Annotated in this window: 18 protein-coding genes; 4 read left to right on the top strand and 14 right to left on the bottom strand. The window is 70.2% G+C overall.

Annotation, left to right across the window (positions count from 1 at the left end; all coding sequences use genetic code 11):
• Nucleotides 1-32: 32 nt before the first annotated feature.
• On the bottom strand, nt 33-785 hold the full coding sequence (locus ACWGJB_RS33240; protein WP_453383751.1) for an MBL fold metallo-hydrolase: 753 nt from the start codon (nt 783-785) through the stop codon (nt 33-35).
• Nucleotides 786-1,025: 240 nt separating this feature from the next.
• Between ACWGJB_RS33240 and ACWGJB_RS33235 the strand changes: the two genes are divergently transcribed.
• Entirely contained in the window at nt 1,026-1,484 is a 459-nt protein-coding gene (locus tag ACWGJB_RS33235; RefSeq protein WP_453383750.1) for a type II toxin-antitoxin system PemK/MazF family toxin, read from the top strand.
• 3 nt (nt 1,485-1,487) lie between these two features.
• On the opposite strand, the gene ACWGJB_RS33230 is transcribed toward ACWGJB_RS33235, so the two are convergent.
• The 9 genes from ACWGJB_RS33230 to clpS all read right to left on the bottom strand — a co-directional run bounded on the left by ACWGJB_RS33230 (nt 1,488) and on the right by clpS (nt 9,436).
• A complete protein-coding gene (locus ACWGJB_RS33230; RefSeq protein ID WP_453383749.1) occupies nt 1,488-1,988 on the bottom strand; it encodes a hypothetical protein in 501 nt (166 codons plus the stop codon).
• 122 nt (nt 1,989-2,110) lie between these two features.
• On the bottom strand, nt 2,111-4,177 hold the full coding sequence (locus tag ACWGJB_RS33225) for a putative Ig domain-containing protein (protein WP_453383748.1): 2,067 nt from the start codon (nt 4,175-4,177) through the stop codon (nt 2,111-2,113).
• A 248-nt stretch (nt 4,178-4,425) separates the two neighbouring features.
• A complete protein-coding gene (locus ACWGJB_RS33220) occupies nt 4,426-5,376 on the bottom strand; it encodes a PLP-dependent cysteine synthase family protein (protein ID WP_453021270.1) in 951 nt (316 codons plus the stop codon).
• A gap of 7 nt (nt 5,377-5,383) precedes the next feature.
• Nucleotides 5,384-5,662: a MoaD/ThiS family protein gene (locus ACWGJB_RS33215; RefSeq protein WP_352220916.1), complete on the bottom strand. Its 279-nt coding sequence runs from the start codon at nt 5,660-5,662 to the stop codon at nt 5,384-5,386.
• An 84-nt stretch (nt 5,663-5,746) separates the two neighbouring features.
• Nucleotides 5,747-5,842, bottom strand: coding sequence for a putative leader peptide (locus tag ACWGJB_RS33210; protein ID WP_453383747.1), 96 nt, complete (start codon nt 5,840-5,842; stop codon nt 5,747-5,749).
• Nucleotides 5,843-6,085: 243 nt separating this feature from the next.
• Nucleotides 6,086-6,508 carry a Mov34/MPN/PAD-1 family protein gene (locus tag ACWGJB_RS33205; protein WP_453383746.1) on the bottom strand — a complete coding sequence of 141 codons (423 nt, stop codon included), beginning with the start codon at nt 6,506-6,508 and terminating at the stop codon, nt 6,086-6,088.
• A gap of 143 nt (nt 6,509-6,651) precedes the next feature.
• The gene (locus ACWGJB_RS33200; RefSeq protein WP_453383745.1) at nt 6,652-8,091 is read right to left on the bottom strand and encodes an amino acid permease; all 1,440 of its coding nucleotides are present in this window, start codon (nt 8,089-8,091) and stop codon (nt 6,652-6,654) included.
• A 331-nt stretch (nt 8,092-8,422) separates the two neighbouring features.
• Nucleotides 8,423-9,028 (bottom strand): DUF2017 domain-containing protein, encoded by a 606-nt coding sequence (locus tag ACWGJB_RS33195; protein ID WP_453383744.1) that lies wholly within the window; start codon nt 9,026-9,028, stop codon nt 8,423-8,425.
• 90 nt (nt 9,029-9,118) lie between these two features.
• The gene (gene clpS, locus ACWGJB_RS33190) at nt 9,119-9,436 is read right to left on the bottom strand and encodes an ATP-dependent Clp protease adapter ClpS (protein ID WP_089106662.1); all 318 of its coding nucleotides are present in this window, start codon (nt 9,434-9,436) and stop codon (nt 9,119-9,121) included.
• A 56-nt stretch (nt 9,437-9,492) separates the two neighbouring features.
• On the opposite strand from clpS, the gene ACWGJB_RS33185 reads away from it, so the two are divergent.
• Nucleotides 9,493-10,839 carry a nicotinate phosphoribosyltransferase gene (locus ACWGJB_RS33185; RefSeq protein ID WP_453383743.1) on the top strand — a complete coding sequence of 449 codons (1,347 nt, stop codon included), beginning with the start codon at nt 9,493-9,495 and terminating at the stop codon, nt 10,837-10,839.
• Nucleotides 10,840-10,987: 148 nt separating this feature from the next.
• Nucleotides 10,988-11,572: a nicotinamidase gene (locus ACWGJB_RS33180; protein ID WP_453383742.1), complete on the top strand. Its 585-nt coding sequence runs from the start codon at nt 10,988-10,990 to the stop codon at nt 11,570-11,572.
• A gap of 37 nt (nt 11,573-11,609) precedes the next feature.
• On the opposite strand, the gene ACWGJB_RS33175 is transcribed toward ACWGJB_RS33180, so the two are convergent.
• Together ACWGJB_RS33175 and ACWGJB_RS33170 are read right to left on the bottom strand one after the other, a co-directional pair.
• The gene (locus ACWGJB_RS33175) at nt 11,610-11,942 is read right to left on the bottom strand and encodes a hypothetical protein (protein WP_453383741.1); all 333 of its coding nucleotides are present in this window, start codon (nt 11,940-11,942) and stop codon (nt 11,610-11,612) included.
• 121 nt (nt 11,943-12,063) lie between these two features.
• A complete protein-coding gene (locus tag ACWGJB_RS33170) occupies nt 12,064-14,412 on the bottom strand; it encodes an immune inhibitor A domain-containing protein (protein WP_453383740.1) in 2,349 nt (782 codons plus the stop codon).
• Nucleotides 14,413-14,834: 422 nt separating this feature from the next.
• On the opposite strand from ACWGJB_RS33170, the gene ACWGJB_RS33165 reads away from it, so the two are divergent.
• Nucleotides 14,835-15,128, top strand: a complete 294-nt coding sequence (locus ACWGJB_RS33165; RefSeq protein ID WP_453383739.1) for a hypothetical protein — start codon at nt 14,835-14,837, stop codon at nt 15,126-15,128.
• A 91-nt stretch (nt 15,129-15,219) separates the two neighbouring features.
• Here the strand turns inward: ACWGJB_RS33165 and ACWGJB_RS33160 are convergent, their stop codons facing one another.
• Together ACWGJB_RS33160 and ACWGJB_RS33155 are read right to left on the bottom strand one after the other, a co-directional pair.
• Nucleotides 15,220-15,927: an RDD family protein gene (locus ACWGJB_RS33160; protein ID WP_453383738.1), complete on the bottom strand. Its 708-nt coding sequence runs from the start codon at nt 15,925-15,927 to the stop codon at nt 15,220-15,222.
• 68 nt (nt 15,928-15,995) lie between these two features.
• A complete protein-coding gene (locus ACWGJB_RS33155; RefSeq protein WP_453383737.1) occupies nt 15,996-17,111 on the bottom strand; it encodes an RDD family protein in 1,116 nt (371 codons plus the stop codon).
• Nucleotides 17,112-17,360 lie beyond the last annotated feature (249 nt).

Below are 17,360 nucleotides of genomic sequence, written 5' to 3'. Positions count from 1 at the left end.
ACGTACAGGCCTGAACCCCGTAGTGCGACGTGTCAGATCTCGTAGACGACGCGGGGCGCCGCCAGGTCCACCGGGCCGTCGAAGACCTCGCGGGCGTCGGCGAGGTTGACGGCGGGGTCGGTCCACGGGGGGATGTGGGTGAGGACCAGCCGGCGGGCGCCGGCGCGGGCCGCGGCCTCGCCGGCCTCGCGGCCGTTGAGGTGCAGGTCCGGGATGTTCTCCTTGCCGTGCGTGAAGGCCGCCTCGCACAGGAACAGGTCGGTGTCCCGGGCCAGCGATTCGAGCGCGTCCGTGACGCCGGTGTCGCCCGAGTACGTAAGGGACTTCCCGGCGTGTTCGACGCGGACGCCGTAGGCCTCCACGGGGTGACGGACCCGCTCGGTGTGGACCGTGAAGGGGCCGAGGTCGAACGTGGACGGCTTGACCGTGTGGAAGTCGAAGACCTCGCTCATCGAGGAGGCGGTGGGGGTGTCGGCGTAGGCCGTGGTGAGGCGGTGCTCGGTGCCCTCGGGGCCGTAGACCGGGATCGGGGGGCACGGTCCGCCGTCGTGGCGGTAGTAGCGCGCCACGAAGTAGGCGCACATGTCGATGCAGTGGTCGGCGTGCAGATGGCTCAGGAAGATCGCGTCGAGGTCGTAGAGACCGCAGTGGCGCTGCAGCTCGCCAAGGGCGCCGTTGCCCATGTCGAGGAGCAGCCGGAAGCCGTCGGCCTCTACGAGGTAGCTCGAGCAGGCCGATTCCGCGGACGGGAACGACCCCGAGCAGCCGACGACGGTGAGCTTCATGAAGCAGAAACCTCCGTTGGCGGAACACCCGGAACAACCGGGAACTGGAGTCGGAGAAGAGAGAGGTGAGCGGGGGTCGTGCGGTTTGTCGAGCGTAAGGCGCAAAAGGGCCGGTCGCTCCTCCGCCAGGGGCCGTTGTGGGCGAACTCACCTGTGCTGTCACCGGTTCGGCTGGACCGGGGGCGCATAAGGATCGCGCAAGGGCGCGCGTCGATTATCTCGCGCCGGTAACGTCGTCGTATGGACACGTCATGGTGGCTCGCGCTCGCGGCAGTCGTCCTGCTGGCGCTGGTCGCCACGCTCGTCGACGGATGGGGCCGGGGGCATCGTCCGCGCGGGCACCGCACCCGCCCGCCGGGGTATCCGCGCGGCACGCGCGTGCAGGCGGGCCGGCCTCATCCGGGGGACATCTGGTGGGCCAACGTGCCCTACGAGGACGGCCCGGGCACCAAGGACCGGCCCTGTCTGGTGCTGGCGGTGCGCGGCAACCATGCGACCGTCGCCAAGATCACCAGCAAGTACCACGACGAGCGGGCCGGGGTGATCCCGCTGCCGCCGGGCTCGGTCGGGGACGCCCACGGCCGGCCGAGCTTCCTGGAGACGGACGAGCTGCGCGAGGTCTCGGTGTGGGAGTTCCGGCGCCGGGTGGGCGTGGTCGACCCGGTGCTGTGGGACCAGGTGCGGCACCTGGCCCCCTGAGGGTCACTTCACCCTGACGGTGACCTGCCACTCCTGGATGCCCTTGCAGGAGACCCCGCCGGGCGCGGTGGGCTCGGCGCACAGCGGGCGGGACGAGGTGAGGGTGACGGTGCCGGCGGCGACCGCCTGGTAGGCGGCTCCGCCGTAGCCGGTGCGCAGCATGAGCCCGTAGTTGATGGGCTTCAGGGCGTCCGTGTCCCCGGCTGCGGCGACCTTCTTCCAGGGGCGCTGTTCGGTGCCTTTCAGGGTGACCCGGAACGCACCGTCCTCGGCCAGGCAGAAGGTACGGCCGTTGTCGGCGGCGGTGAGCTCGGCGCGCAGGGGAGCGCAGCTCCCGGAGGAGCCACTGGCGCTCGCGCTGGGGCTGGTGGTGGGGCTGGTGGTGGGCGAGGGGGAAACCGTGCCGCTGCCCTTGTCCTCGCCTCCGCCCTGGGAGCCGCAGCCCGCCAGCAGGAGCAGGCTCGCCGTGGCGAGAGACGCACGGTGGAACGTCGTACGGCGCATGAGGTGTCCGCCTTTCCGTCGGGGAAGGGACCCTTGGTGCCGGTATGACGTATCCGCCGCTCATACGGATCCCGCACCCGGACGGCTTCCGGGCGCGGGATCCGGTCAGTTCACGGGCGAGGTCAGCTGGTCGTGACGGCGGTGTCGTCGACGACGAAGCTGGTCTGGAGCGAGGAGTCCTCGACACCGCTGAACTTCAGGGTGACGGTCGAGCCCGCGTAGGACCCGAGGCTGAAGGACTTCTGCACGTATCCGGTGGCCGCGTTGAGGTTGGAGTACGTGGCCAGGGTGGTCGAACCAGCGGTGACCGTCAGCTTGTCGTACTGGGTGCTGGTGGTGGTCTCGGCCGTGTCGACGTGCAGGTAGAAGGTGAACGTGGTGGCGGTGCAGCCGCTCGGGATGGTCACCGACTGGGAGAGCGTGTCGGTGTGGCTGGAGCCGTAACCGTCGAGCCAGGCCTTGTAGGAGCCGGCGTGGGCCGCCTCACCGGTGTCGTTGGTGATGACTCCACTGGAGGCGGTCCAGGTGGTGTTGCCCGACTCGAAGCCCGGGTTGCCGAGCAGCTGGGCGGAGGTGCAGGTGCCGCCGCCGCTGGTGCTGACGGTCCAGGTGAAGGAGGCGGAGCCGGAGGCGCCGGTGGAGTCGCTCGCGGTGACGGTGGTGCTGTAGGTGCCCGCGGTGGACGCCGTACCGGAGATCAGGCCGGTGGAGCTGGAGATGGACAGGCCGGTGGGCAGGCCGGAGGCGCTGTACGTGAGGGTCGCGCCCGCGCTGTCGGAGGCCGAGATCTGCAGGCTGACCGAGCTGCCGGTGGCGGTGGACTGGCTGCCGGGGTTGGTGACGGTCACCGTGTTGCCGGTGCTGGTGCCGGAGGTGAAGGCGGCGGTGCCGTTGGGGGTGCCCCAGCCGGTCGGGCCGTCGTAGCCGGTGCCGGCGGTGCAGAAGTACGACGTCGAGCAGGAGCCGTTGTTGCCGCTGGTCACGTCGTACAGGTTGCTGGTGTGGCTGTAGGGGTACTTCGCCGGGTAGTCGCTGGAGCCCGGGGTGCCCGCGAGGGCGTACACACCGGCGATGATCGGCGAGGAGGCACTCGTGCCGCCGTAGACCGCCCAGCCGGAGCCGCCGTAGGTGTCGTAGACCGCCACGCCGGTGGCGGGGTCGGCGACCGCGGAGACGTCGGCCTCCATACGCTTGGAGCAGCCGGTGTCGGTCTGCCAGCTCGGCTTCGCGTCGTAGGCGGAGCAGCCGGAGCCGGTGCCCTCGGTGCTGCTGGTCTTCCAGACGGACTCGGTCCAGCCGCGGCTGTTGGAGCTGGTGGACAGGGCGGTGCCGCCGACGGCGGTCACGTACTGGGACGTGGCCGGGTACTCGGCGCCGTAGGCGGAGTCACCGGAGGAGACGGTGATCGCGACGCCCGGGTGCTTGAAGTACGAGGTGTCCTCGCTGGTCTGGGAGGAGGACTCGGAGCCGCCCCAGCTGTTGGAGACGAACTTGGCGCCGAGCGCGACGGCCTCGTTCTCGGCGGCGCCGAGGTCGGAGTCGGTGGCCGAGTTGGCCTCGACGAGGATGATCTTGCAGTTCGGGCAGACCGCGCTGACCATGTCGATGTCGAGCGCTTCCTCACCGGCCCAGCCGGAGTCGTTCGTCGGCAGCGAGGTCGTCGAACCGGTCTGACTGACCTGCTTGAAGCAGCCGTTGGCGACGGTGCACGCGGACAGGCCGTACGTGGAGCGGTAAGTGGCCAGGTCGGAGGCCGCGTTGGGGTCGTTGTAGGCGTCGACCACGGCAACGGTCAGGCCTGAGCCGCCCGTTGAGGGCAGGTTGTAGGCGCTGTGCAGGTTGGCCGGGCTCAGGCCGGAGGGAGCGGCGGCGAGCGCGGAGGCCAGCTGCTGCTTGATGTCGGTCCGGCGCTGCGCGAAGCAGGAGACCTGGCCGGCCTTGGTGGCGGTGGCGCACAGGTGCTTGGTGGGCACCTTCTGGCCGGCCTTGCCGGTGCTGTGCACGGCCTGGCGGGCGGGGTCGCTGAGGGCCTTGGCGTTCTGGGTGACCTTGGTGGTGGCGTGGGGTGCCGCGGCCGCGGGCTGGGCGGCCCCGGCGGTGGGTGCCGCGACGAATCCGGAGACGGCGAGGGCTAGGGCGGGGAAGGCTACGGCCAGGAGTCTTCGCAGGCTCCGTCGTGATTCACGCATGGGGGTACTGCCTCCATCGGTGGGGTTACAAGGCAGGCCCGTGACGCGCGTAGCGGCGGCAGAGTGCGCGCAGTCATGAGCATGACATTTCGAACACCCTGCGATGCCGACACGCATGGCATGAACAGGACGGAGGAGAAGCTAGTCGGGTTCGGGGAAGCCCGGTCCCCCCGGAGGAAGATCTTTGCTCCGGCATGGACAGCGCTTAGCCCCCTCATAGGAGGGGGTTGGCGCGTGCATGATGAGGGCTATGCCCAGAGCTGACCCTGGAGGGTCTCGATGGCTTCCTCGGTCGTGGCGGCCGTGTAGACCCCGGTCGACAGGTACTTCCAGCCGCCGTCGGCGACGACGAACACGATGTCCGCGCTCTCGCCGGCCTGTACGGCCTTCTTCCCGACGCCGATCGCGGCGTGCAGCGCGGCGCCGGTGGAGACGCCCGCGAAGATGCCCTCCTGCTGGAGGAGTTCCCGGGTCCGGGTGACGGCGTCCGCCGAGCCCACCGAGTAGCGGGTGGTGAGCACGGAGGCGTCGTACAACTCGGGTACGAAGCCCTCGTCGAGGTTCCTGAGCCCGTACACGAGGTCGTCGTACCGGGGTTCGGCGGCGACGATCTTCACGTCCGGCTTCTGCTCGCGCAGGTACCGGCCGACGCCCATGAGGGTGCCGGTGGTGCCGAGCCCGGCGACGAAGTGCGTGACGGAGGGGAGGTCGGCGAGGATCTCCGGACCGGTCGTCGCGTAGTGCGCCCCCGCGTTGTCCGGGTTGCCGTACTGGTAGAGCATCACCCAGTCCGGGTGCTCGGCGGCGATCTCCTTGGCCACCCGCACGGCGGTGTTGGAACCGCCGGCCGCCGGACTGGAGATGATCTCCGCGCCCCACATGCCCAGCAGGTCCCGGCGCTCCTGCGAGGTGTTCTCCGGCATCACGCACACCATGCGGTAGCCCTTGAGCTTCGCCGCCATCGCCAGCGAGATGCCGGTGTTGCCCGAGGTCGGCTCCAGGATGGTGCAGCCCGGGGTGAGCCGGCCGTCCTTCTCCGCCTGCTCGATCATGTGCAGGGCGGGGCGGTCCTTGACCGAGCCGGTCGGGTTGCGGTCCTCCAGCTTGGCCCAGATCCGGACGTCGGCGGACGGCGAGAGCCGCGGCAGGCGCACCAGGGGGGTGTTGCCGACCGCGGCCAACGGGGAGTCGTAGCGCATGCCGATCTCAGGCCATGCCGCCGGCGACCGCCGGCAGGATCGTCACGGTGTCGCCGTCGGTCAGCTTGGTCTCGATGCCGTCGACGAAACGGACGTCCTCGTCGTTCAGGTACACGTTGACGAAGCGGCGCAGCTTGCCGTCGTCCACGATGCGGGCGTGGATGCCCGGGTGCCGGGTCTCGAGGTCGGTGAGCAGTTCGGCGAGGGTGCCACCGCTGCCGTCCACCGCCTTCTGACCGTCGGTGTACTGGCGGAGGATGGTCGGGATGCGGACCTCGATGGCCATGGCTCAGGGCTCCTGTCGGAAAGTCTGGGTGGGTGGGCGCGCAGCGGCACGCCGCGGCTCACGGCCGTACGGCGGCAGGGAACGTCAACAGATGGCGCTGTTCAGCCTGCACAGGTCGACGTGCAGCCGCGCCACGAGCATGCCGCCCGCCGCCTTCTCGCTCACGTCGTAGGAAACCATGGGGTCATCGTATCGATTCCCGGCCCGTGCTCCGGAGTGTGATCCCGAATGGTGGACGGATTCCGACCGCACTTCGAGACACAGGCGGGGGCGGCCGACCTGAAGGGGCGCGGGGAACTGCGCGCTCAGCCCCCACCGGCCCGCAGGTGACCGCCGCTCGGTCCGGCACCGCCGAAATCCGCCGTCGCGGCTGAGCGCCGTCGCGGCGGAGAAGTCTGGGTGCGCGGCACGGAAGAGAACAGGTCAGTACCCCTCGACGACGCTGATCTCCTCCTCCGTGACCTCGCCCGCCACGATGCGGAAGGACCGGAACTGGAAGTCGCCGCCGCCGTCCGTGTCCGCTGTCGAGACCAGGACGTAGTGGGCGCCCGGCTCGTTCGCGTAGCTGATGTCCGTCCGGGACGGGTACGCCTCCGTCGCCGTGTGGGAGTGGTAGACGACCACCGGCTCCTCGTCGCGGTCGTCCATCTCGCGGTAGAGCCTGAGGAGGTCGCCGGAGTCGAACTCGTAGAACGTCGGGGACATCGCCGCGTTCAGCATCGGGATGAACCGCTCGGGCCGGTCCGAGCCGGCCGCTCCCGCGACGACCCCGCACGCCTCGTCGGGGTGGTCCTTGCGCGCGTGGGCGACGATCTGGTCGACGAGGGCCTGGGTGATGGTCAGCATGTCGGCCAGGATAAGCAGAGGGCCGCTCCGTACCGAAGGCTGGTACGGGGCGGCCCATATGCCGGACGTCCTGAGCGGCGGCCGCAGGGGGCGCCACGAGTGCTCCCTGCGACGGGACGTCCTGGGGGGTGGCGAGGGGGTGGTCAGCTCACCTTCTCCAGCGGCGCCCGCTCACGCCGCTCGGTGACCTCCGGGTGGCGGGACTTGAGGACCAGCCAGCCGATGCCGAGCGCGGCGGCCCAGCCGGCCATCACGTACAGGCAGACCCGGGAGTCGCCGTCGTACGCGATCAGGCCGGTCACGAAGAGCAGGAAGACGATGGCGATCCAGCTGCACACCGCCCCGCCCGGCGCCGGGAAGGAGGACGCGGGCAGCCGGCCGGCGTCGACCGCGCGGCGGTAGAGGACGTGGCTGATCAGGATCATCAGCCAGGTCCAGATGCCGGCCGCGGTGGCCACCGAGGTGACGTATCCGAACGCCTTCTCCGGGACGATGTAGTTGAGGACCACGCCGATGCCCATGAAGAGCACCGAGACGGTGATGCCGAGCGCCGGGGTCTTGGACGCGGACAGCTTCCGGAACACGGCCGGGGCCTCGCCGCTGTCGGCCAGGTTCCGCAGCATCCGGCCGGTGGAGTACATGCCGGAGTTGCAGGAGGACAGCGCGGCGGTCAGGACGACGAAGTTGACGATGCCGGCGCCGGCCGGGATGCCGATCTTCGCGAAGGCCGCGACGAACGGGGAGACGCCCGGGGCGAACTCGGTCCACTTGACGACGCACAGGATGATGGTGAGCGCGCCGACGTAGAACAGCGCGATGCGCCAGGGGAGCGTGTTGATCGCCTTGGGGAGGGTCTTCTCCGGGTTCTCGGACTCGCCGGCGGTGACGCCGACCAGCTCGACCGCGAGGTAGGCGAACATGACGCCCTGGAGGGTCATCAGGGAGGAGCCGACGCCCTTGGGGAAGAAGCCGTCGAACTGGTAGAGGTTCGCGACCGACGCGGTGTCACCGGCGGCACTGAAGCCGAAGGTGAGGACGCCGAGGCCGATCACGATCATGCCGATCAGGGCGGTGACCTTGACCATGGAGAACCAGAACTCCAGCTCTCCGAAGACCTTCACGGAGATCAGGTTGACCCCGAAGAGGATCACCAGGAAGACCAGCGCGGTCACCCACTGGGGGACGGACGGGAACCAGTAGTTGACGTAGATCGCGGCGGCCGTCAGTTCGGCCATGCCGGTGACGACCCACATCAGCCAGTACGTCCAGCCGGTGAAGTAGCCGAAGAACGGGCCGAGGAACTCCCGGGAGTACTCGGCGAAGGAGCCGGAGACCGGGCGGTACAGGAGCAGCTCGCCGAGCGCCCGCATGATGAAGAAGATGATGCCGCCCGCGAGGGCGTACATCAGGATGAGACTGGGTCCGGCCTTGGCGATGTTCGCCCCGGCACCCAGGAAGAGGCCGACGCCGATGGCGCCGCCGATGGCGATCATCTGGACCTGGCGGCTGCCGAGCCCGCGCTCGTACCCCTCTTCCGAGGCTTCGGAGGACTGCTCCGACGTGTCGACCTGAGCGGAGGTCATGTGTGGTGTGCGCCTTTCTCCATGCCGACCCGGGCCTCTGGTCGGCCGCGGATCGGGTTTCGATCCCCCCGGATTGCTGGAGTGGTGCCTGACCGGCTGTTGCCGGTTCGGTGGCGCACCCGGACGGACACGTGGGTGGTGTCGCCGGGCGGTCGTGAAGATTTATCACGGCCGCAATACTGATCACCGGGTTCCGCCGAGAGGGATTGTGGCGCACACCACTGGAAGAACCGGACAAAGCGCGACAGAAAATGTCACACCAGGCCGCAACGGTGACTGGATCGTTATCCGGATTTGAGCGTCCTCTGAGCGAACGCAAAAACGGGATGGATTACGGCATAAGGGTGGTGACCAGGGTCTCCTGGAGGCCGCCGAGCCACAGATAGGCCATCACCATCGGCTTGCGCGGGTCCTCGTCGGGAAGCCGGTAGAGCAGGTCGGTGTCGTCCTCGTCGGTGATGTCGAGGCGGGAGCCGATGGCGAGGCGCAGGTCGTTGAGGGCACCGAGCCACTGCCGGGACTCCTCGGGCGCCAGCTTCAGGATCGCGCCGCCCTCCCCCACCGGGGCCAGCGCGTCCAGGGAGCGGATCACCGCGAGGGCGCTCTCCCGCTTGCCGGCCCTGAGGTCGTTCTCGGTGTAGCGGCGGAACTCGGCCGAATGGGCCTGCTGCTCCTCGGCCTCCTGCGAGGAGTCGGGCAGCCGCTCCGGGTCGCCGTAGGCGTCCGGGAAGAGCCGGCGCAGCACCGGGTCGGAGGGCGCCTCGCTCGGACCCTCGGCGAAGAGTTCGGCGAGCGGGTCGTCGGGGGCGTCCTCGGCGGGGCCGGGGCCGATGAGCTCCAGCAGCTGGACGGCCAGCGTCCGGATGATCGAGATCTCGACGTCGTCGAGCGCGACGGCCGCGCCGCCGCCGGGGAGCGGTTCGAAGATTCCTGGCATGGAGGGGGTTCGCTGCTTCCGGTGCTGGTCGAGGGGCCTGGCTACGTCCGGTCCTGCGGGCGAGGGATCATTTCCGGTCCGGCCGGGGGGTCATTTCCGGTCCTGCTGGAGGGTGGCCCACAGGCCGTAGCCGTGCATCGCCTGCACGTCGCGTTCCATCTCCTCGCGGCTGCCGCTGGAGACGACCGCCCGGCCCTTGTGGTGGACGTCCAGCATGAGCTTGGTGGCCTTGTCCTTGGGATAGCCGAAGTACGTCTGGAAGACGTACGTCACATAGCTCATGAGGTTGACGGGGTCGTTGTGCACGATCGTCACCCAGGGGACGTCGGGCTCGGGTACGGCGAAGACCTCCTCCGCCGACTCGGTGCGTTCGATCTCTACGGGAGCGGGTGACGTCACAAGGCCCATGCTGCCACGCGCCCCACAAATCGTCACACTGACGAGATGGGGGTAGCATGCTTGCCATGAACACAGCGGACCTTGGGCTGCCGGTGGATGTTCCCTCGACGGCGCTCTTCACGGACCAGTACGAACTGACGATGCTGCAGGCCGCGCTCAAGGCCGGTACGGCCGAGCGGCGCAGCGTCTTCGAGGTCTTCACCCGGCGGCTCCCCGAGGGGCGCCGGTACGGCGTCGTGGCGGGCACCGGACGCGTCCTGGACGCCGTGGAGAACTTCCGGTTCGACCCGGACGTCCTCGGCTTCCTGGCCGAGCGGAACATCGTCGACGAGCCCACCCTGCGCTGGCTTGCCGGCTACCGCTTCAGCGGTGACATCTGGGGCTACCCCGAGGGCGAGGTCTACTTCCCGGGCTCGCCGATCATCCGGGTGGAGGGCTCCTTCGCCGAGTGCGTGCTCCTGGAGACCGTGATCCTCTCCATCCTCAACCACGACTCGGCGATCGCGGCCGCCGCCTCCCGGATGGCCTCCGCCGCGGGCGACCGCCCGCTGATCGAGATGGGCGCCCGCCGCACCCACGAGCTGGCCGCCGTGGCCGCCTCCCGCGCCGCCTACGTCGGCGGTTTCGCGACCACCTCCGACCTGGCGGCCGGCTTCCGCTACGGCATCCCGACGGTGGGCACCTCCGCCCACGCCTTCACCCTGCTCCACGACCACGAGCGCGACGCCTTCCAGGCCCAGGTCGTCTCGCTCGGCCGGGGAACCACCCTGCTGGTCGACACCTACGACGTCGCCGAGGCGGTCCGTACGGCCGTCGAGGTGGCCGGCCCCGAGCTGGGCGCCGTCCGCATCGACTCCGGCGACCTGCTGCTGGTCGCCCACCGGGTCCGGCAGCAGCTGGACGAGCTGGGCGCGAACGACACCAGGATCATCGTCACCTCCGACCTCGACGAGTACGCCATCGCCTCGCTGGCCGCGGCGCCCGTGGACGCGTACGGCGTCGGCACCCAGCTGGTCACCGGCTCCGGGCACCCCACCTGCTCCATGGTCTACAAGCTGGTCGCCCGCGCCGGGTCCGCCGACCCGAAGGCCCCGCTGGTGCCGGTCGCCAAGAAATCGACCGGCGGCAAGACGTCCGTCGGCGGCCGCAAGTGGGCGGCGCGGCGGCTGGACGCCGAAGGGGTGGCGGAGGCGGAGGTCATCGGCACCGGGGAGGTGCCGGCCGACCTCGTCGACCAGCAGCTGCTGGTCGAACTGGTGAAGTCCGGCCAGGTGGTCGGCCGCGAGCCGCTGGACGCGTCCCGTGCGCGCCACGCGACGGCCAGGGCCAATCTGCCGCTTTCCGCGACCCAGCTCTCCCGCGGAGAAGCGGTCCTTCCGACGGAGTACGTCCAGGGGCGCTCGGGTAGCTAGAGCGGGTGCCCGCGTACGCGCCCCGCAAAGCCCCCTCCCCTACGCCCCCGTAAGTCTCTACGCTCGGAGGTTCAGGCCGGGCCCGCACCCCTTCTTTCTGCGTCTCCCCCCTCGACAGACCCGATACCGACTGCGAAGGACACCGACCATGCGCCGCGCCTTGATCGTCGTTGATGTGCAGAACGACTTCTGTGAGGGGGGCAGCCTCGCGGTGACGGGCGGCGCCGACGTGGCCGCCGCGGTCACGGAGCTGATCGGGCAGGCGCCCGCCGGCTACCGTCACGTGGTGGCGACCCGCGACCACCACATCGCGCCGGGCGGCCACTTCGCGGACAACCCCGACTATGTGCACAGCTGGCCGGCGCACTGCGTGGCCGGCACGGAGGGCGTCGGCTTCCATCCGAACTTCGCCCCGGCGGTCGCCTCCGGCGCGGTGGACGCGGTGTTCAGCAAGGGGGCGTACTCCGCGGCCTACAGCGGCTTCGAGGGCACGGACGAGAACGGGGTTCCGCTGGCCGACTGGCTCCGCGCCCGGGAGATCACCGAGGTGGACATCGTCGGGATCGCCACGGACCACTGCGTGCGGGCCACCGCGCTGGACGCAGCGAAGGAGGGCTTCCGCACGCACGTCCTGCTCGACCTGACCGCCGGGGTCGCCGCGGAGACCACCACCGCGGCGCTCCAGGAACTGCGCGAGGCAGGCGTGGAACTGACCGGGAAGCCCGTCGTCTGAAGGGGCTCCGAACGGGCTCCAAGGAGTGGTGGGGAAGTCAGGCCTGCGCGGCCGGCCGGCGCAGCAGGGCCCTGATCGGATGCCACAGCTCCGTCACCGTGACACCGTTGTCAGGGGCCGTTCGCCATATGAGGCCGTCGGGGTGGTGGAGGACGGCCGTGATCTCGTCCGGGGTCGGCGGGGCGGCGTTGCCCCGCAGGTAGACCGCCCGCATGCCCAGGTTGCGGAGCCTGGTCAGGGCGCGGGCGCGGTTCTGGGCGACGACCAGTACCCGTACCCCGGCGGTGCCCCCGGCAGGGGCGGGGCTGGGCAGGTTCAGTGCCACCACCACGCTGCCGTTCGGCAGCTTGCAGAACCCTCCTGCGGTCATGCGGTCATACCCCCGTACGAGTCGGTGTCAATAAGAAATCCACAGGACGCACCTAAACACGATCGGCGGCGACCCGCCAGGGGGTCGCCGCCGATACGTCTCTGACCTGCGAAGATGCGAGCTACTTCACCGCAGGGCCGACCTGGAGGGAGATCGTCGAGCCGTCTCGGGCCTCCGTGACAATGTTGATCTTCGTGTTGGTGTCAGTGATCTTGACACCGGCGGCCGGGTTCGAGGCGTCGTAGTAGGTGCTCTTGTGGTCGTTGAAGACCGACACCCCGGACGACTGCTTGATCCTGGTCGCCACGTCCGCCTTGTGGAGGGTGATGCCGTCCGTCGCGTAGAGGCTGAACGGCGAGTCGTAGGCCTGGACGCGGTTGCGCATCAGCGTGCCGTCGGACCACTTGAGCGCCGTCGGGTGCGAGTCGATCGGGAGGATCAGACCGGTGCCCGGGTGGACGCTGGTGTTGTCGTCGGCCTCGGAGAGGTCCCACTTCCAGATCAACAGGCCGTTCTGGTAGGGGTAGTGCTCCACCCAGTCCGGACGGGTCGTCGAGAAGCCGAAGTTGTACGGACCGGTCTTGAGGGTCTTGTCGTACGACACGTACTGGCGGTTCTCCGCGATGTAGTACTGCGCGTAGTCCTTGGTGAAGGACGCGCCGATGCGGGAGAAGCCGGACGCGGTCCAAGCCGGGTCCGCCGACTCCGCGTTGTCGGAGAAGAGGGCCGAGCCGTCCGCGGTCACCGTGATCTCGTCGGCCGCGAAGCCCTTCAGGGCGACCCCGCCGTCGGTCTGGTAGCGGAAGCGCAGCTGGATCTTCTGGCCCGCGTAGGCGTCCAGCGGGTACGACAGCTTGGTGTACGCGTCGACCGAACCGGTGAGCGCCGGCTTGTCGCTGCCGTCGCGCGGGATGGCCTGACCGCCCGCCGTGCCGTCCAGGGCGGTCCAGTTGGCGCCGCCGTCGGTGGACACCTCGGCGTAGAGGTAGTCGTAGCCCGACTCGATGTCGTACCAGCCGTCCAGGCTCAGTGCCGCCGACGACTTGCCGGTGAGGTCGACCTCGCGGGTCAGCGTGTTCTTGAGGTTGTCGCCGCTGCCGCTCCACCACTGGGCCGAGCCCTGGGCCGGGGCGACCACGGTGGTGGTGACCGCCTTGTCGGGCAGCGAGACCACCAGGGCCTGCTTGTTCTTGGTGTTGTACTCGGCCACACCCAGCTTGTGCGAGGACTTCGCGCCGGCCTTGGCCACGTCGTAGTTGAGCCAGCCGAGCTGCAGCTTGTCCCAGGCGTTCATGTCGCCGGGCAGGTCGCCGATGGCCTCCTTGCCGGTGCCCAGCCAGGAGCCGGAGGACATCAGGGTCCAGAAACCGGTGGAGTTCTCGCCGCCGTTGGTGTCGTACTCGTCGGGCAGGCCGAGGTCGTGGCCGTACTCGTGGGCGTAGACGCCGAGTCCGCCGTTCTCCGGCTGCATGGTGTAGTCGCCGACCCAGATGCCGGTGTCGCCGACCTGGGTGCCGCCGAGCTTGTTGCCCGCGGGACCGGTGGCGCCGGCGTCGGTGCCGAAGGCGTACCAGCGGTGCGCCCAGATGGCGTCGGTGCCCTGGGCGCCGCCGCCCGCGGACTCGTCCTCGCCGGCGTGCACGATCTGGAAGTGGTCGACGTAGCCGTCGGGCTCGTTGAAGTTGCCGTCGCCGTCGTAGTCGTAGCGGTCCCACTGGTCGTACTGGGCGAGGTCGGCCTTGATGGCGGCGTCGGACTCGCCGGCCGCCTTCTGGCCGGCGACCCAGGACGTCAGTCCGTCGCGGACCAGGTTCCAGACCGTGGAGCAGGTGGTGGAGCCGCAGGCGTTGTTGCCGTAACGGGCCTCGTTGTAGGGGACCTTGACCCAGTCGGTGACCTCGCCGTCGACCGAGTAGCGGCCCGAGGACTGCTTCTCGTAGTACTTCTTCAGCGACTCGGTCTTCTTGCCGGTGCCGAAGTAGAGGTCCTGGAAGTGGGCCTGGTTGTAGTCCGCCTGCCAGGCCGTGGAGTTGTCCTTGGTGCGGTCCGGCGCGGCTATCTGGTTGTGCAGCGGGCCGACCGTGCCGCCGTAGCGGGGGTCGCTCTGGTCGCCGAACTCCACCAGGATCGTGAAGATCTTGTCGGTCTTCTCCCGGCCGAGCTCGACGTACTTGCTGTCGCCCTTCTTGCCCTTGAGCTGAACGACCTTCGAGCCGTCCCGGTCCTTGACCTGGGCCCTGCCGGCTATGACCTGGTCGAGGGCCTCCTGCCGCTGGGCTTCCTGGGTCTTGCTCAGGGGGCCGTCGAGATTGTGCTCGTCCTGCTTCGTCGACGGATCCTTCCGGTCGACGGTGGAGCTCGCCGGCTTCGTCGCGGCCTGGGCGACCGCGAAGGTGGTGAAGCCCGCGGATGCCGTTGCGAGTGTCACCCCGATAGCGAGCGCTCTCAACGTCCTGGATCTACTGGTCACTTGAGTTCCTCCCCTGCGCCGCGCGCACGGAAGGGGGGTCCGGATTCATGGAGGGATCCGTGCACGCACGATCAACGCGTCGATTCAAGTGACGTCATTTGACTACTGGTTTACGAGAAAAGACAGACCTTGACTTGGACAGTTCAACTGCACTATGCGGAGATGGAGTTCGCTTTACGGACACCGTGGTAGGGGTTGACCTCTGGCGGGCCTCGCTCAACCGGCGCGCATATGCCTCCGGTTGCCGTATGCCATGCGACCGTGCGCCCCCTGTGCACCGGTACCGTGGGTTAGGTCACGCTTACCGGCCGTTCCGCTCGGGCATGCACGCGAATAGAGTCGAACGGTGGAACGTCCGGAAGCCGGTGGAAAGCAAGGCCGGCTCCCCGTCTCACCCCACATCTTCCGAGGACACGATTGCCATGCCTCGTCCGACCCCGGCACAGCTCGTCTACGGTTCGTGCACCGTGATCTGCTCGACGCTCGCCATGCTGCTGCTGTCACAGACGAGTTCGGGCATCGGGATCGCGGTCATCGCGCTCGCGGCGCTCGGTCTGGGACTGCTGGTCGCCATGACGGTGCCACTCCCCCGGCCGCACACGGTCGCACAGTCCGAGCCCGCCCCGATCGCATCGCCCCAGGTGCGGGTCCCCCTGCGCCGGGAGACCGTGGCCGCCGCCACGGCCGAGTCCGTCCGGGAGCCCACCGCGCCCTGACACACGTACACCCGAGAAGCAGGTGAAGTCGGCGGATCCGTGAGACTGACGGACCCGCCGACTGCTTGTGCGCCCCCGGCCCCTCCCGGTGTCAGTTCCTCGTACTGACCACGACCGTCTTCGCGGCCTTGTCGTGCAGCCCCTGTTTGTACGGCTTGTCGAAGAAGCTCCAGCCGCCGCAGATGATCGTCCACACACAGGCGCAGCAGAAGGCGAACGGCAGCCACAGCACCAGGGCCCGCACCAGCGAGGTCTGAGCGGAGGGCGTGGCGCCGTCGGCCAGGTCGGCGACCCGCATGCCGAGCCACTTCTTGCCGAGGGTCTGCCCGGCTTTGACGGTCATCAGGGTGTCGTACCCGACGAACAGGACGGCGGCCACCAGCGACTGCGCGAAGGACTTGCCGAACTCCATCCTGTCGCCGTTCACCTGGTACTCGCGCACCCCGAAGGCCCAGGTGAGCAGCCAGACCACGATGAGCACCAGAACCATGTCGATGATCCGGGCGAGAGTGCGTTTGCCGCTGTCGGCGAGCGGCGGCATCCCGGCGAGCGGATCGGCGGGATGGCCGCCGGCGCCTCCGCCGTAGGGACCGCCGCCTCCGCCGTCGTAGGGACCGCCGCCACCCGCTCCGTAGGGACCGCCGCCGTAGGAGGGCGGCGGGGGCTGCGCGCCGCCGTACGGGGTGTCGTACGGCGAGCCCGGCCCCTGGCCCGCGCCCGGCTCACCGGACGGCGGCTGCTTCTTGAACGGGTCGTCCTCCGGCGGCTGTCCGGAGTCCGGGGGCGGTTCGGTGCTCATGGCCCGAGTGGACCGCGAAGCCGCCCGGTCCGCATCCGGCGAGGGGCCGTACGGGGTACGACGCCCCGTCAGCCGGCGACGAAGGTGTGCGCCGCCTTGTCGTGCCAGCACTGGTGCCAGGGCCGGTCGAAGAGACACCAGGCGACGCCGACGATCCCGATGCCGAGCAGACCGGGCACCGTGTACACCAGCCAGCGGCGCAGCGCGGCGCCGAACGCCGGGGGCTCGTGGCCCTCGATGTCCCGTACCTCCAGGCCGAACAGCTTCTTGCCGAGCGTGCGGCCCCACTTGGCGGTGGGCAGCACCTCGTAGAGGACGCCGACGAGGAGCAGGACGGCGAGCACGATGCCGAGGTAGAGGCCGGTCGTGCCGTCGAGCAGCCAGACGGTCTCGGTACGGCCGGAGAGCTTGGCCGCGTCGATCTTGTCCCGCACGTGGTCGGCCGCCCGGGTGCCGAACGGTACGGCGGCCGCGGCGGTCACCATGCCGACGACCAGGCTGTCTACGAGCCGCGCGGCGAACCGCTTGCCGAGTCCCGCGGGGCGGGCCGACGCCTGCCGCCGGGCGGCCGCCTGGAAGACGTCCTCCACTGGCGGCTTCCAGGGCGCGACCGGCTGATCACCCGCGAGCTGATGCACCTGCTGCGCCCAGGAGGACTGCCCCCCGCCGGGCCCCGCGGTCATGGGGGCGGCAGCCTGGGACCCGGCGGACTGCGCGGGTACGGCGGGAGCGACGGCCTGAGGAGCGGCGGGAGCCGGGGCCGCGGCGGCGCGTTCCGCGGCGGCCTTTCCGGCGCCGAAGCCGGGGCGGGCGCCACCGGGAGCGCCGACCGGGCCCTGCGCGCCGAATCCGGACGCACCGGGTGCACCGGCGGGGCCCTGAGCGCCGTAGCCACCGGACCCGGAGGCCCCGGCCGCGCCCGGATCACCGGACCCCGGTGCACCGAACCCGCCCGAAGCCGCTGCACCGGCGCCCTGTCCGCCGGCCCCGGCCCCGGCACTCTGGCCGCTTGAACCCGGACCGCCGAACCCGGCCGCGCCGGCACCCGCGCCCTGACCACCCGCGCCCGCCGCACCGGAACCCGGTCCGCCGGCCCCGCCGGAACCCGTGCCGGCCGTCGCCGCCCCCGTGTACGGGGGGTTCTCGGCGCGGATCGCGCGGAAGGTCATCGTGCCGTCGTCCATGGGCGGTCGGTCGGCCGGCGGGGTGCCCGCGGGGCCCAGCGTCGGCCTGCGGAAGATGAACGTGCCGCCGGAGTCGACGTCCCCCTGGTCCGTCGGCGGGATCGCCGCCGATCCGTCCGTGTGGGACGACCGGCCGTGGGGGGGGGGGGGGGGCCCCCCCCCCCCCCCCGGGGGGGGGGCCCCCCCCCCCCCCCCCCCGCCCCCCCCCCCTCACCCCCACTGGGGGGCTGCGTAGGTGTAATGAGGGGC

The organism is Streptomyces sp. NPDC054813 (assembly GCF_053611365.1).
This window is presented reverse-complemented; position numbering and strand designations above follow the sequence as displayed.

Bases quoted from the DNA above. Each gene is read 5' to 3' on its own strand.
- ACWGJB_RS33240 (WP_453383751.1), bottom strand. From the start codon at position 785: ATGAAGCTCACCGTCGTCGGCTGCTCGGGGTCGTTCCCGTCCGCGGAA.
- ACWGJB_RS33235 (WP_453383750.1), top strand. From the start codon at position 1,026: ATGGACACGTCATGGTGGCTCGCGCTCGCGGCAGTCGTCCTGCTGGCG.
- ACWGJB_RS33230 (WP_453383749.1), bottom strand. From the start codon at position 1,988: ATGCGCCGTACGACGTTCCACCGTGCGTCTCTCGCCACGGCGAGCCTG.
- ACWGJB_RS33225 (WP_453383748.1), bottom strand. From the start codon at position 4,177: ATGCGTGAATCACGACGGAGCCTGCGAAGACTCCTGGCCGTAGCCTTC.
- ACWGJB_RS33220 (WP_453021270.1), bottom strand. From the start codon at position 5,376: ATGCGCTACGACTCCCCGTTGGCCGCGGTCGGCAACACCCCCCTGGTG.
- ACWGJB_RS33215 (WP_352220916.1), bottom strand. From the start codon at position 5,662: ATGGCCATCGAGGTCCGCATCCCGACCATCCTCCGCCAGTACACCGAC.
- ACWGJB_RS33210 (WP_453383747.1), bottom strand. From the start codon at position 5,842: ATGGTTTCCTACGACGTGAGCGAGAAGGCGGCGGGCGGCATGCTCGTG.
- ACWGJB_RS33205 (WP_453383746.1), bottom strand. From the start codon at position 6,508: ATGCTGACCATCACCCAGGCCCTCGTCGACCAGATCGTCGCCCACGCG.
- ACWGJB_RS33200 (WP_453383745.1), bottom strand. From the start codon at position 8,091: ATGACCTCCGCTCAGGTCGACACGTCGGAGCAGTCCTCCGAAGCCTCG.
- ACWGJB_RS33195 (WP_453383744.1), bottom strand. From the start codon at position 9,028: ATGCCAGGAATCTTCGAACCGCTCCCCGGCGGCGGCGCGGCCGTCGCG.
- clpS (WP_089106662.1), bottom strand. From the start codon at position 9,436: ATGGGCCTTGTGACGTCACCCGCTCCCGTAGAGATCGAACGCACCGAG.
- ACWGJB_RS33185 (WP_453383743.1), top strand. From the start codon at position 9,493: ATGAACACAGCGGACCTTGGGCTGCCGGTGGATGTTCCCTCGACGGCG.
- ACWGJB_RS33180 (WP_453383742.1), top strand. From the start codon at position 10,988: ATGCGCCGCGCCTTGATCGTCGTTGATGTGCAGAACGACTTCTGTGAG.
- ACWGJB_RS33175 (WP_453383741.1), bottom strand. From the start codon at position 11,942: ATGACCGCAGGAGGGTTCTGCAAGCTGCCGAACGGCAGCGTGGTGGTG.
- ACWGJB_RS33165 (WP_453383739.1), top strand. From the start codon at position 14,835: ATGCCTCGTCCGACCCCGGCACAGCTCGTCTACGGTTCGTGCACCGTG.
- ACWGJB_RS33160 (WP_453383738.1), bottom strand. From the start codon at position 15,927: ATGAGCACCGAACCGCCCCCGGACTCCGGACAGCCGCCGGAGGACGAC.
- ACWGJB_RS33155 (WP_453383737.1), bottom strand. From the start codon at position 17,111: ATGGACGACGGCACGATGACCTTCCGCGCGATCCGCGCCGAGAACCCC.